Below are 12748 nucleotides of genomic sequence, written 5' to 3' on the forward strand. Positions count from 1 at the left end.
AGCCCAACAACATAGCCGATTGTGCGCACTGACACCAGTATTGAATAAAGCGTGAACAAAAAAAGGAGGCCGGTTGGCCTCCTTGTGTTCGTTACTCTTCCACTTCTAGGCCAGAGCGGTTAAGTAGGAATTGCACCAACAATGGCACGGGGCGGCCGGTTGAGCCTTTTTCTTTACCGCCGCTTTTCCATGCGGTACCCGCGATATCCAGGTGCGCCCAGTTGTATTTCTTGGCAAAGCGTGACAAGAAGCACCCGGCGGTGATGGTGCCGCCACCTTTACCGCCAATATTGGCCATATCGGCAAACGGGCTGTCGAGCTGCTCTTGGAACTCGTCAGTCATTGGCAGACGCCACGCTCGGTCACCGGCTTGCTCTGAGGCGTTAATAATATCGTGCGCCAATGGGTTTTGGTTGGCAATCAAGGCGCTGATGTGGTGGCTCAAGGCCATGATGCACGCGCCCGTTAAGGTCGCCACATCGATCACACACTCTGGCTCATAACGCTCGACATAGGTGAGGGCGTCACACAGTACCAAGCGGCCTTCGGCGTCGGTGTTGAGCACTTCTACTGTCTGGCCTGACATGGTGGTGAGAATATCACCCGGACGATAGGCTTGGCCGTCTGGCATGTTTTCGCAGCCTGCCAGCACCCCAACAACGTTAATCGGTAGGTTGAGCTCGGCCAGCGCGCGCATTACCCCAAACACGGAGGCAGCGCCACCCATGTCGTACTTCATTTCGTCCATGTTGGCGCCAGGCTTGATGGAAATGCCGCCCGAGTCAAAAGTTAGGCCTTTACCCACCAATACAATCGGTTTGGCGTCTGGGTCAGGGTTATTTTTGTACTCCATGATCGACATCATCGACTCATTTTTTGAGCCTCGGCCAACCGCCAAGTACGAATGCATGCCCAGTTTTTCCATTTCTTGCTCGCCGATGATACGGGTTGTGACCGTTTCATAATCGTCGGCAAGGCGACGCGCTTGCGAGGCAAGGTATGCCGGGTTGGCCACGTTCGGTGGCATGTTGCCCAAGTCTTTACAGGCGTTAACGCCAGAGGCAACCGCCAATCCGTGCGCGATGGCGCGCTCACCCAGGTTCAGCTCACGACGCGTTGGCACGTTGAACACCATTTTGCGCAGTGGGCGGCGAATTTCTGGCTTAACGCTTTTGAATTGGTTAAAGGTGTACAGGCTGTCTCTGGTGCTTTCAACCGCTTGGCGCACCTTCCAATAAGTGTCACGGCCTTTAACATGCAGCTCGGTTAAGAAGCAGACCGCTTCCATTGAACCGGTTTCATTGAGGGTGCTGATGGTTTTCTTGATAATTTCTTTATACTGACGTTCACCGAGCTCACGCTCTTTGCCGCAGCCGACCAACAATACGCGCTCTGATAGGACATTCGGGACATGGTGCAGCAGGAGCACTTGGCCGGGTTTACCTTCCAGATCACCGCGGCGCAGCAGGGCGCTGATGTAGCCGTCGCTGATTTTATCAAGCTGCTCGGCCACAGGGGAGAGGCGACGAGGCTCAAACACACCGACGACAATACAGGCACTGCGTTGCTTTTCGGGGCTACCGCTCTTTACACTGAACTCCATTTGTACTCCTAGATCCTAAAGACAATTGAGACCAAATGTTGGATAATGCCGCCTCTATGTTGTTGAACGCTCTAAATGCGCCCGGATTAGCCGGCGGTCAACAAATGGCCGAAAGATTAGAAAACAACTAATTAAACCAGAAACTATAGTTATTCGAGTAAAAAAACAAGTTTTCCATAGGTGCCTTCGCTTTGATAATTGTTCGATATTTGATCCGGGAGACGGTTAAGACGCAAGTTGCAGTCTTATTTGTGTTATTTCTGGTCTTTTTCAGCCAAAAGTTCATCCGTGTGCTGGCCAATGCCACAGAAGGATCGATCCCCAGTGATCAAATTATTACCTTAGTGGGTTTGTACATGCCGTCCATGGCAATGTTGATGTTGCCGCTTAGTTTGTATATCGGGATCTTGATCACTTTTGGTCGTCTGTATGCTGAGAGTGAGATCACCGTGATGAATGCCACCGGGATCGGCAATGAGTTTCTGATCCGCGCGGCGCTTTACTTGGCCATCATTACCGGCTCGGTGGCCGCTTTTAACGCACTCTGGCTAACACCGTGGGCCAATAACCAAGAGTTAGAAGTCATGGAGCAGCTGGAAGCTAAATCAGGGCTTGAGTTGCTGGTGCAAGGACAGTTTCAAAGCGCCCCCTCGGGCGAGGCGGTGATTTTTGTTGATAATATTGAAGATGATGGCCAAACCCTGAATCAGGTATTTGTTGCCCAGCCCGTGCCGCGTGACTCCTTGTTGCCCAACGTGGTGGTGGCGGATAAAGGCTATGTTTCTGAGCTCGACGATGGCCGCCAAGTACTGGACTTGGTCGATGGCACCCGTACTGAGGGGCTGCCGACCCAGCTTAACTATGGCGTGACCACCTACGAGAACTATCAGGTCTTAATTGGTCAACGCGAGGTGCGCGAGAAAAGCCGCGATTGGGACGCGGTGCCTACCTTGCAGCTGTTTGGTGAGTCGAGCTTGAAAGCACGCGCTGAGCTACAGTGGCGTATTTCCTTGGTACTGTGTATTCCATTGATGACCATGATTGTGGTGCCATTGTCGGCGGTGAATCCGCGTCAGGGACGATTTGCCAAGCTCTTCCCCGCTATTTTGATTTACTTGGCGTACTTTTTGTCGATCAGTGCGGCTAAATCAGCGGTCGAAGACGGCGATCTCCCGGCACAAATTGGGCTTTGGAGTGTTAATGTCGCCGCCTTGTTATTGGCCGTCGTGCTTGCCGGTTGGGACTCGCTACCGGTGCGAAAACTCAAAGCTAGCGTAAAAGGATCTGCCTGATGTTTCGCATTCTTGATTGGTATATTGGTCGCACCCTGATTGGCACCTCCTCCTTGTGCTTGGCGACACTGGTGGGATTATCAGCCATCATTAAATTTGTTGAGCAGCTGCGCTCGGTGGGAGATGGTACTTACACCATGGGCAAGGCGATTTTATACGTGGCATTGAGCATGCCGCGCGATATTGAAATGTTCTTCCCGATGGCCGTATTGCTGGGCGCCTTGATTGGCTTGGGGATGCTGGCATCCAGCTCCGAGCTGGTGGTGATGCAGGCAGCGGGGATCTCTAAACTGCAGATTGGCATGTCGGTGCTCAAAACGGCGATTCCCTTGATGCTAATCGTGATGGTGCTGGGCCAATGGGGCGCGCCCGATGCGCAAAAAGCCGCGCGTGAGTTACGTGCCATCGCTAAATCAGGCGGCAATGTGATGTCGGTACGGCGCGGCGTATGGGCGAAAGACGGCAATGACTTTATTTATATCGCTCGTGCCGATGAGCAAGATAATCTCACGGGTGTGAGCATCTGGAAGTTTGACGATCAGCAAAACATGACCAATGTGGTGTTTGCTGAAAGTGCCGATTATCTCAACCAAGATAGCTGGATGCTCAAAGACGTCACCATTACTCGGATGCAAAAGCGCGAAGCGATTTCTAACGTGCAGCAAGATCAACTGGTGTGGAAAACCACCCTCACGCCAGACAAGCTGGCGGTCGTGACGGTAAAACCCGAGGAGTTATCCTTATCAGGCTTGTACAGTTATGTGACTTACTTACGAGCTTCTCAGCAAGATGCCTCACGCTATGAACTCGCCTTATGGCGAAAAGCCGTCCAACCCTTGTCGATTGCGGTCATGATGTTGCTGGCGCTCAGCTTTGTGTTTGGCCCACTGCGGAGCGTTACCATGGGGGCACGCGTGCTCTCTGGGGTGATTTTTGGCTTTGGCTTTTATATTGCCAATGAGGTCTTTGGGCCAATGAGCTTGGTATACAAATTACCGCCAGCGATTGGTGCCATTACCCCAAGTGTGATTTTCTTAGTGATCACCTTACTGCTGCTCCGGCGTAAACTGTAACTGGTCAGGTGCAAATTATCGCTTGGCAGTGAGCCATCGAAAAGGATCTAAAAAGGGCCGACATGCTGTCGGCCCTTTGTGTATCACGGATAGGAGAGTCAATGCTTAGAAGCTGTAGCTCATGCCTAAACGTAGGTCTCGTCCTGGCTCAGGCATGCTACTGCCGCTGCTTAAGGTGAACGAGCTGTGCTCGCTGTATTCCTTGTCGAGCAGGTTGTTGACCGCCAATGAAACCGTGAGCCCTTGGTAGGCCGCTGGCTGCCACTGCGCGCGTACATCATGCACTACATAGCCAGGCTTCTCGTGATCGCCGTCTTGCACATCAGTTAAGCGCTCAACGCCTGTCAGGGTATAACCTAAGCTGACATCCGTATCGACCAATTGATATTGCGTATCCCACACCCAAGTATTACCGACTGATGCGCCGACTGCCATTTCGTCGCCTAGAGGATCGCCGTTTTCATCTTCCATGTTGACATGGCTATAGCTAAGCTGCGTATCGAACTGATTGAGCGCCCAACCCACGCGCGCCTCGATACCTTGGCTCGTGACCTCATCCTCGAGGTTGTAAAGGTAGTGCGGGTCGCTGCCGCGATCATACGCCTGGAAGTTTTCTATGCGGGTATTAAAGCCGGTGACCGCCAGATTCAGGGTGTCTTGCTTGGTCAACATGCCATAGCCTTGCCACTCAACACCGATTTCAGCTTGTTTAGCGTGCTCGGGCTGTAAATCTTTATCTACTTCAACGGCACCGCCAATCAGCAACACTTCCCGCGTTTTGGCACCGCGCACGGCTTCACCGTAGCCAGCATGGAGGCGTAGGTTGTCCGTCGCTTGATAGCTCAGTTGCACGTTAGGTGAAACCTCACTGCCATCGACTTCGCCCGCTTGGCCATAATCGGTGTGGTAGTCATCAAAGCGTGCGCCCCATGCAATGCCAAGATCGCCGACTGTCATTCTATCTTGTAAAAACAGGCCGATATTGCGCGCTTTATCTTGGTTATTAGCGCCGCTGGCTTCATCGTAATCGAGGTTTTCGGTTTTTTGCTCGAACATATCGATACCCGCGGTGAGCGCATGTTGTACCGCGCCGGTATCAAAGCGCATTTGGTTACGAATATCGCCGCCGATTTGACGGGCCCGGCTAAAGGTTTCGCTTTCAATCCGATCCAGATCTAAGGTGTTTTGATACAACTTGGTGGTCAATTCAATCCAGTCAGAATCCGGTGCCCAGCGATGTTGAAAAGAGAGGGTTTCGCGCTCGGTCTCTTGATAGCTGCGAGACTGGCGGCTGAAGTAGGGCATATGAGCACGGACAAAGTAATCGCCCTGATCGGTACGACGCTCGGCACTGACACGGACATCGTGATCGCCGTGATTTAACAGTGATAACTTAACTAGGTAGCTACGTTGTTGGCTCGCCGTTGCCGGCTGCAGATCGCCGCCGCCGTGGCGATAGTCATCACTATTACGGCCTTTCATGTAGGCAAGAATACCGAGCGACTCTCCCAAGCGACCATAGACGGCAGAGCTGCCAGAGGTGGCATTGGCTGCACTTTCAAGACCACCTGAAAGTCGGGCACCGATAGTTTGGCCGGCGCGCAGCATATCTTGTGCGTCTTTGGTTTCAAAACGTACACTGCCGCCCAGCGCGCCGGGGCCACTGTCGGCACTCGCTGGACCTGACTCGACCCCGACTCGCTTGAGAAGCTCGGGCTCAATACTTAAACGTCCTTGGTGGTGGAATAAGTAACCCCCTTGTGCGGCACCATCGACGGTGATGTTGAGGTTAGTGTCTTCAACACCCCGTAGATAGACCTTCTGTCCGGCACCTACGCCACCACCGACGTTGATGCTGGCGTTGTCGCGAAACATGTCTTCCAGATCTTGTGCCTGACGGGCTTCTAGCTCTTCAGCACTGACCGCCATCTTGCCCTGTAGGCTATCGGCGGTGACCGTCACCGTTTCCACGGGCTGTGCGTCTTGGGCGTGTGTGGGGAGGCTTAGCGTGCCTGCCGTGATGAGAGCAAGGGTAAGCGGGTTTAAACGTAAATGCATGTCATACTCCTATGCAAATAGTTCTCATTTGTTTGTGGCGGGACTATATCAGGCGTAAATAGGATTCACTATCAAAAATCCTAATAACAACCATTATCATTAGTGTTTGTAACTGTTTTGTATGTGATTAGGGAAGAGATGTAGCGCTGATGTTTTTTCTTGAAGATAAAAAAGAAAGAAAAGAGTAAAGAGAAAGCAACGCGGTTGACGACAAACAAGATAACGAGTGGGGGAGTGCGAGTGACGCAGCAGTAGAAAACGTCCCGGCGTAAAAAAGCCGGCAACAAGAGGCCGGCTGATAGATAGACCGTTTATCGTGAGTGTGAGGCGCGCCTTATGGCGAGTTGTCGTCACCCACATATTGGAAAGCTTTGATCACGCGCTCAACGCCACGCACATTGCGGGCGATATCCACCGCTTTGTCCGCTTGCGCTTGGGTCACTGCCCCCATTAAAAACACTTCTCTGGCTTCAGTGATCACCTTGATGTTGACCGAACGCAACTGATCATCAGCCACGAATGCTGCTTTGACGCGGGTTGTGAGCCAGCCATCGGTGCTGATATCGGCAAGGCCAATCATCGGTGCGTCGCGCACTTCGTTATAGACTACGTCGACATTATCTAACGCGCGAATCCGCTCAACCAGTTGCTCGGTCAGAGCCGGATCGGTGCTTTGCCCCACCAACAGAGCTTGCCCTTGAAAAGCGGCCGCTTTTGCTCGAATTTTGTTCCTAAACGGTGGCTTGTTGACAATCCCAGCGGTGTTTAGGCCAATTTGCGTGTCCTGCCACTCCTCGCCAGTGGTGCGTGGATCGGAAGAATACACGGTGGAACACGCTTGCAAGGCAAGCGCAAACATCAAGGTGACTATCAGGCGCATGATTTATTCTCCGTGAGAGGGGAAGAGCACCTGATCGATGAGATCGCACAAGCAATGCACAGTGAGTAAGTGCCCTTCCTGGATCCGTGCCGTGCGTTGTGATGGGATACGGATTTCTACATCGCGCTGTCCGAGCAAACCGGCCATCTCTCCCCCGTCTTTGCCGGTCATTGCAATAATCGTCATATCACGGGTAACGGCCGCTTCCATGGCTTTGATGATGTCTTTGCTGTTACCACTAGTGGAAATCGCCAGCAAGATATCGCCAGCTTGTCCCAACGCACGAACTTGCTTAGAAAACACTTCATCATGACTGTAATCGTTGGCCACCGCCGTTAAGGTGGTGGTGTCTGTGGTCAGTGCTAACGCTGGCAAACTCGGACGCTCGGTTTCAAAGCGATTAAGCAGGCAAGAGGCAAAATGTTGCGCGTTGGCCGCGGATCCGCCATTGCCACAGCAAAGAATTTTGTTGCCGTTAAGCAGGCTTTGTACCATCACCTGTGCCGATTGTGACAGATACTCAGGGATCGCTTCGGCAGCAGCAATCTGGGTTTGAATACTTTCGGTAAAGCTCTCTTTGATGCTCTCTAGCATGACTTACCCTTGAACAATGTTTTTAATCCAGTTAACCGCCTCAACACTGCCATCAAAGGTGACGGCGTCAAAGCGAAATTCTGTTTGTGTACTTTTCACCCCGTGGCACTGCATCCAGCGTTCTGCCGCGAGAATTAAACGCTTTTGCTTAGCAGCGGTAATACTGGCCGCTGCGCCACCAAAACCACGTCCGCGGCGAAAACGAACCTCAACAAACACCAAGCAGGTACCGTCTTGCATCACCAGATCGATTTCCCCGCGGCGACTGTGCGCGTTTTTATCTAAAACACGGAGCCCATGACGAGCGAGGTATTGGCAAGCTTGTGCTTCGTAAGCCTGCCCTGTTGCCCTAGTCGGCGAACCTGTCACTGCCCGTCCTGTCTCGTTTGGTGGTTAACCGGCTCGATGTCTGTTTTACCAAAGCGCGCCCAGTCTAGTTGTCGATGAATAACACAGTGCTCAGCGAGTGAGAGCTGACCGGTCTGGCCGCTAAACTGATAACCGGGCTGTGCCTGCATCTGTGGCAACCCTTTTAGTAGGCCGTATGCGTCCATCCCAAGCGCGTGTAAACGTGTGGTGTTATTGCTCGGCGATGGGTGGCGCTTTTGGTAACGCTGGTACGCTGCGCTTTGCGGGCTAATAAGCAGCGGAATATCACTAAACTCTATGCCTTGTAGTTCGGCTAGTTGTCCCATGCCGTCTGCACGGTTGTTGCTGCGCGAGCTCGCGTACAGCTTGGGTGGCTGGACATCTGGGTTGATAGCGACTTCGATAAATGGCTTGAGCAAGGTGAGCTCAGCGGCGCCGGCGACCATATAAACAGCATCAATGTCACGCCGACTGCGCGCTTGCGATTGCAAAGGCAAGTCGGTGAGCTGTTTCATTTGGGCGATTCGGCGCTGGCTGGCGTCTAAGCCGAAAATATCACGGATGCGTGCTTGCATCTTATCACGATCACCCAGCGGTGCGCGCTCTACGTCTGTATCCGTCAATGATTGCCAGCGCGCGGAGAAAGCATCACGCATCCGCTGACCAAAGGCAGAGTCAGGATAGAGCACCAGTGGGAATTGATACCCTTGCTGGTACAAGCGATCAGCCGCTTGCGCCGCCTCTTGTTCGGGCGACAAGGTAAAATAGCATACCCCTTGCTGATAGTTGTCATCCGTGGGTTCATTCAGTGCTAACAAAGGCACTTGCCCAGCAATGGCGTTGCTGACGGCGGCGACTTTATGTTTTTGCAGCGGCCCAACCACAAAATCAACGCCGTCATGGGTAATGCGTTGGGTGAGCGTTTTAACGTCTAGGGCGTTGGTGTCGTAAAAACGGACTTCAGGGCGTTGCTCGCTATCAGCATCTAGCATGGCTTCGACAAAACCATCGCGAATCGCATCCCCTTGCTCGGAGAATTTGTCGGTCAATGGCAGCATCACACCAACACGTGTTGGTTGGGTGATGGTCAATGCTTGGATATCGGCCAAGTTATCAGGGAGATATTGGTTTGCTGGATGCGCAGGATGCGACGCTAAATACGCATCCAGTTGGTTTTGCATCTCAGCCACATCGCCGGTGTAACGGCGAGCGATATCAAGTAAATCAACCCAGCCTATGAGAATGTCATCGTCGCTGCTTTGCAACTGTTTGATTTCACTTTGACTCAGTAGCTGTAAATCTTGCCACAAGGTATTCCATGCCTGCTGCGCGTCATCGGCGTTGGCATAATTCGCTAATTGGTACTGGTTTTTTACCGCGTCGAGCGTCTGATCTTGCTGGCGGGCAATCTTAGCCTTTTGCTGGTAAAAGCGGACATACTGATTGTCGTTAAGTTGCCAGTCAGGTGAAAGCGCCAGCACCTGATTGGCGTCGGCAAGTTGGCCGGTTTGTGCGTAAAAGCGCGCCCGAGCCAGTGTCCACTCAATACGCTGCTCGGTATTGAGTTGGCGTTCTGACAAGCGCTGCAATAGCACGTCCGCTTGGTTAAACTGCTGCTCGTTAATCAGCGCTTTGATCGCCAGTAGATACCAGTCGTTTTGCTTCTCGCCTTGGCTGGTTTCCGCTTGCAACAGGTAAAATGTCGAGTTCTCTGTTGCTGGCTGACTGATGACATCACGCGCGGTTGGCGTGGTGGACGGCGCACTACATGCAGCCAGCGCTAACGCTAGGGCTACAGGGGTGATAAGTCGTGTTACACTTTGACGCTTCTGGGTAAGTTTAACCATGAACATGTTTCAACCGTGACAACGTTGCCCCTATCTTAATCGCCGAAGGGTTGTTAAACAAATGACTGATGCAAATCTATCCGACCATGCTCACCCCACGCTGTACATTGTGCCGACACCGATAGGCAACTTGGCGGATATTACCCAGCGTGCTCTCGATGTATTAGCCAGCGTGGATCTGGTTGCCGCCGAAGATACACGGCATACCGCACGATTGCTTTCGCATTTTTCTATTAATGCCAAAACGTTTGCCTTACATGAGCATAATGAACAGCAAAAAGCGGCAGCGTTATTAGCGCGTTTACAACAAGGTCAGTCGGTCGCACTAGTCTCGGACGCGGGGACACCACTGATTAGCGACCCAGGCTACCACCTTGTCACGCAATGCCGTGAAGCTGGCGTGAGAGTGGTGCCTTTACCTGGCGCTTGCGCGGTGGTCACCGCATTAAGTGCCTCTGGTTTGCCTTCAGACCGCTTTAGTTTTGAAGGGTTCCTGCCCCCGAAAACAAAAGCACGTCAAGATACGTTCCGCGCGTTGGCCGATGATCCTCGCACCTTGATTTTCTATGAATCGCCGCACCGGATTCGCGATAGTTTGGCGGATATGCGTGAAGTGCTGGGTGAGGCGCGCCGCGTGGTATTGGCGCGTGAGTTGACCAAAACCTTTGAGACCATTCATGGGGCGCCATTGGGCGAACTGATTGAGTGGTTAAACGAAGATGCCAATCGGCTTCGCGGTGAAATGGTGTTACTGGTCGCGGGCCACCGCGCCGATAAAAACGCGTTGCCGTCAGCAGCCTGTCACGCGCTGAGTTTATTAGCAGCTGAGTTACCACTCAAAAAAGCAGCGGCATTGGTGGCGGAATTGTATTCGGTTAAAAAGAACGCACTCTATAAATGGGGCCTAGAGAATTTGTAGCTGAGCGTGATTTACCCTGGCTTGCGTGGGTATTCTTCTATATACTCCCCCGCTCGAGTTGGCCGGGTAACCGCTGCTTTATTGATGTCCCACGGGAGACTGATGAAGGGGAGGAAAGTCCGGGCTCCGCAGGGCAGGGTGCCAGGTAACGCCTGGGAGGCGCGAGCCTACGACCAGTGCAGCAGAGAGTAGACCGCCGATGGCTTTTCGGAGCACAGGTAAGGGTGAAAGGGTGCGGTAAGAGCGCACCGCGCGACTGGCAACAGTTCGTGGCACGGTAAACTCCACCCGGAGCAAGACCAAATAGGTCCCTATTGGCGCGGCCCGCGTTTGGGGACGGGTAGGTTGCTGGAGCCTGTGAGCAATTGCAGGCCTAGACGAATGGTTACCGCCGTTTTTACGGTACAGAACCCGGCTTACAGGCCAACTCACCTCATTATCGGGCGAGCCTTTTGGGCTCGCCCTCTCTTTTTCAGCGTTTGAGTCAGACGATTTGGTTATAACCTCATGTAGCAGATTGGCTAACTCAAGGATTAACCCGCTGAAATATCTCTTTAATCTCCCTAAGTGTGATCCTTATCACTGTCATGGCTTGCTTGACTTTCTTTTTACCTGCTACGTACACTTCTGGGTGGGAAAATGTGGTGTAAAGTGGATAATCTTGGTGAAAAAGGGAAAATAGCGCCATGCTACGCGGCGTCAGTGCCATATCGGTCGACAAGAAAGGGCGGCTTGCCCTACCCACTCGCTATCGCGATGGCTTAATTAACCATTGTGACGGCCAGTTTGTGTGCACGATCGATCACCAGCTCCCTTGTTTGGCCTTGTATCCCGTCCCGGAGTGGGAAGTGATAGAAGATAAGCTTGCACAGCTATCGAGCTTTCAGCCAGCAGAACGGCGTTTACAGCGGTTGCTACTCGGTCATGCGTTTGATTGTGAGATGGATAGCCAAGGGCGACTCTTGCTGTCCGCGGCGTTGCGTCAATATGCGGGGCTTGAGGGCAAAGCGATGTTGGTGGGCCAACTCAACAAGTTTGAGATTTGGGATGAGCAAACATGGCAGGCACAAATTCGCCAGGATATGGACACACAGGCGGAATCAACCCCGATGATCAGTGAGCGGTTAGCAGACCTCTCTCTGTAAATAATGAAGTGAACTTATGTCAGAACAATATACCCATGTTTCCGTCCTATTGAACGAATCGGTAGACGGCCTTGCGATAAAGCCAGACGGCATTTATGTCGATGGTACCTTTGGTCGCGGCGGTCATTCCCGTCATATTTTGTCTCAACTGGGTGAGAACGGTCGCTTATACGCCATTGATCGCGACCCTCGTGCGATTGAAGAAGCCAACACCATCGACGATCCCCGCTTTCATATTATCCATGGGCCGTTTTCTGACATTGAAACTTACTTGAGTGAACGTGGCTTGAGTGAAAAAGTCGATGGGATCTTACTCGATCTTGGCGTGTCGTCTCCGCAGTTGGATGATCCTAGCCGCGGATTCAGCTTTATGCATGATGGCCCTTTGGATATGCGCATGGATCCGAGCTCTGGTCAGTCAGCGGCGCAGTGGTTAGAAACTGCCAGCCCAGATGACATTGCATGGGTGTTAAAAGTGTTTGGCGAAGAGCGCTTTGCTCGCCGGATTGCCAATGCGATTGTCCGCCATCGCGAGGACGAGGAGGCGCCGGTGCTGTCTACGACCAACCAACTGGCCAAGTTGATTGATAATGCGGTGCCGTTTCGAGAAAAGAAAAAACACCCGGCGACGCGCAGTTTCCAAGCGATCCGCATTTATATCAACAGCGAGCTCGATGAGATTGAGCAAGCGCTGCAAGGCGCGTTGGCAAGCCTCGCCCCCGGTGGCCGTTTGTCTGTGATCAGCTTTCACTCGTTAGAAGATCGGATGGTGAAGCGCTTTATTCGCAAACAAAGCAAAGGTCCAGACGTGCCTAAAGGGGTGCCTTTAACCGAAGCACAAATTGCCGAGATGGGCTCAGCCGCGATGAAACCGATTGGTAAGGCGGTTAAGCCCTCTGCGAAAGAGGTGGAACACAATGCGCGTGCGCGTAGCTCGGTGTTACGCGTGGCGGAGAAATTAGGGTAAA

General features: G+C 52.6%; 11 protein-coding genes and 1 other RNA gene. 6 read left to right on the forward strand and 6 right to left on the reverse strand.

The genetic code is table 11. From position 1 onward, the window contains the following. Positions 1-91: 91 nt before the first annotated feature. Entirely contained in the window at positions 92-1603 is a 1512-nt protein-coding gene (pepA, locus tag BZG72_RS07385) for a leucyl aminopeptidase (protein ID WP_077606071.1), read from the reverse strand. 191 nt (positions 1604-1794) lie between these two features. Between pepA and lptF the strand changes: the two genes are divergently transcribed. Further along, entirely contained in the window at positions 1795-2895 is a 1101-nt protein-coding gene (gene lptF, locus BZG72_RS07390) for an LPS export ABC transporter permease LptF (RefSeq protein WP_046073952.1), read from the forward strand. Beyond that, positions 2895-3968 carry an LPS export ABC transporter permease LptG gene (lptG, locus tag BZG72_RS07395; protein ID WP_046073953.1) on the forward strand — a complete coding sequence of 358 codons (1074 nt, stop codon included), beginning with the start codon at positions 2895-2897 and terminating at the stop codon, positions 3966-3968. Before lptF ends, lptG begins: the two co-directional genes overlap by 1 nt. A 105-nt stretch (positions 3969-4073) precedes the next feature. On the opposite strand, the gene BZG72_RS07400 is transcribed toward lptG, so the two are convergent. The 5 genes from BZG72_RS07400 to BZG72_RS07420 all read right to left on the reverse strand — a co-directional run bounded on the left by BZG72_RS07400 (position 4074) and on the right by BZG72_RS07420 (position 9716). Further along, positions 4074-6026 (reverse strand): TonB-dependent receptor domain-containing protein, encoded by a 1953-nt coding sequence (locus BZG72_RS07400; RefSeq protein ID WP_077638563.1) that lies wholly within the window; start codon positions 6024-6026, stop codon positions 4074-4076. A gap of 334 nt (positions 6027-6360) precedes the next feature. After that, positions 6361-6906 (reverse strand): BON domain-containing protein, encoded by a 546-nt coding sequence (locus BZG72_RS07405; protein ID WP_046073954.1) that lies wholly within the window; start codon positions 6904-6906, stop codon positions 6361-6363. Between the two features lie 3 nt (positions 6907-6909). Then, positions 6910-7500 (reverse strand): phosphoheptose isomerase, encoded by a 591-nt coding sequence (locus BZG72_RS07410; protein ID WP_046073955.1) that lies wholly within the window; start codon positions 7498-7500, stop codon positions 6910-6912. Positions 7501-7503: 3 nt separating this feature from the next. Further along, the gene (locus tag BZG72_RS07415) at positions 7504-7869 is read right to left on the reverse strand and encodes a YraN family protein (protein ID WP_046073956.1); all 366 of its coding nucleotides are present in this window, start codon (positions 7867-7869) and stop codon (positions 7504-7506) included. Further along, on the reverse strand, positions 7866-9716 hold the full coding sequence (locus BZG72_RS07420; RefSeq protein ID WP_158075455.1) for a penicillin-binding protein activator: 1851 nt from the start codon (positions 9714-9716) through the stop codon (positions 7866-7868). Before BZG72_RS07420 ends, BZG72_RS07415 begins: the two co-directional genes overlap by 4 nt. A gap of 61 nt (positions 9717-9777) precedes the next feature. Here BZG72_RS07420 and rsmI point away from each other — a divergent pair, with 61 nt between their 5' ends. The 4 genes from rsmI (at position 9778) to rsmH (ending at position 12747) form a co-directional block, all read left to right on the forward strand. Beyond that, complete coding sequence (rsmI, locus tag BZG72_RS07425) at positions 9778-10635, forward strand: 16S rRNA (cytidine(1402)-2'-O)-methyltransferase (RefSeq protein WP_046073958.1); 858 nt, start codon at positions 9778-9780, stop codon at positions 10633-10635. Between the two features lie 54 nt (positions 10636-10689). Beyond that, an RNA gene (gene rnpB, locus BZG72_RS07430) (RNase P RNA component class A) lies at positions 10690-11070 on the forward strand. Positions 11071-11321: 251 nt separating this feature from the next. Then, a complete protein-coding gene (gene mraZ, locus BZG72_RS07435) occupies positions 11322-11780 on the forward strand; it encodes a division/cell wall cluster transcriptional repressor MraZ (protein WP_046073959.1) in 459 nt (152 codons plus the stop codon). Positions 11781-11796: 16 nt separating this feature from the next. After that, positions 11797-12747 carry a 16S rRNA (cytosine(1402)-N(4))-methyltransferase RsmH gene (rsmH, locus tag BZG72_RS07440; RefSeq protein ID WP_077666473.1) on the forward strand — a complete coding sequence of 317 codons (951 nt, stop codon included), beginning with the start codon at positions 11797-11799 and terminating at the stop codon, positions 12745-12747. The last annotated feature ends 1 nt before the right edge of the window (position 12748 follow it).

The sequence above is a fragment of the Salinivibrio sp. PR6 genome (assembly GCF_001995955.1).
Lineage (GTDB): Bacteria > Pseudomonadota > Gammaproteobacteria > Enterobacterales > Vibrionaceae > Salinivibrio > Salinivibrio siamensis.

Excerpts from the sequence above, each read along its gene's own strand:
- rsmH (WP_077666473.1), top strand. The coding sequence starts at position 11,797 with ATGTCAGAACAATATACCCATGTTTCCGTCCTATTGAACGAATCGGTA.
- pepA (WP_077606071.1), bottom strand. The coding sequence starts at position 1,603 with ATGGAGTTCAGTGTAAAGAGCGGTAGCCCCGAAAAGCAACGCAGTGCC.
- BZG72_RS07400 (WP_077638563.1), bottom strand. The coding sequence starts at position 6,026 with ATGCATTTACGTTTAAACCCGCTTACCCTTGCTCTCATCACGGCAGGC.
- mraZ (WP_046073959.1), top strand. The coding sequence starts at position 11,322 with ATGCTACGCGGCGTCAGTGCCATATCGGTCGACAAGAAAGGGCGGCTT.
- lptG (WP_046073953.1), top strand. The coding sequence starts at position 2,895 with ATGTTTCGCATTCTTGATTGGTATATTGGTCGCACCCTGATTGGCACC.
- BZG72_RS07405 (WP_046073954.1), bottom strand. The coding sequence starts at position 6,906 with ATGCGCCTGATAGTCACCTTGATGTTTGCGCTTGCCTTGCAAGCGTGT.
- BZG72_RS07420 (WP_158075455.1), bottom strand. The coding sequence starts at position 9,716 with ATGGTTAAACTTACCCAGAAGCGTCAAAGTGTAACACGACTTATCACC.
- rsmI (WP_046073958.1), top strand. The coding sequence starts at position 9,778 with ATGACTGATGCAAATCTATCCGACCATGCTCACCCCACGCTGTACATT.
- BZG72_RS07410 (WP_046073955.1), bottom strand. The coding sequence starts at position 7,500 with ATGCTAGAGAGCATCAAAGAGAGCTTTACCGAAAGTATTCAAACCCAG.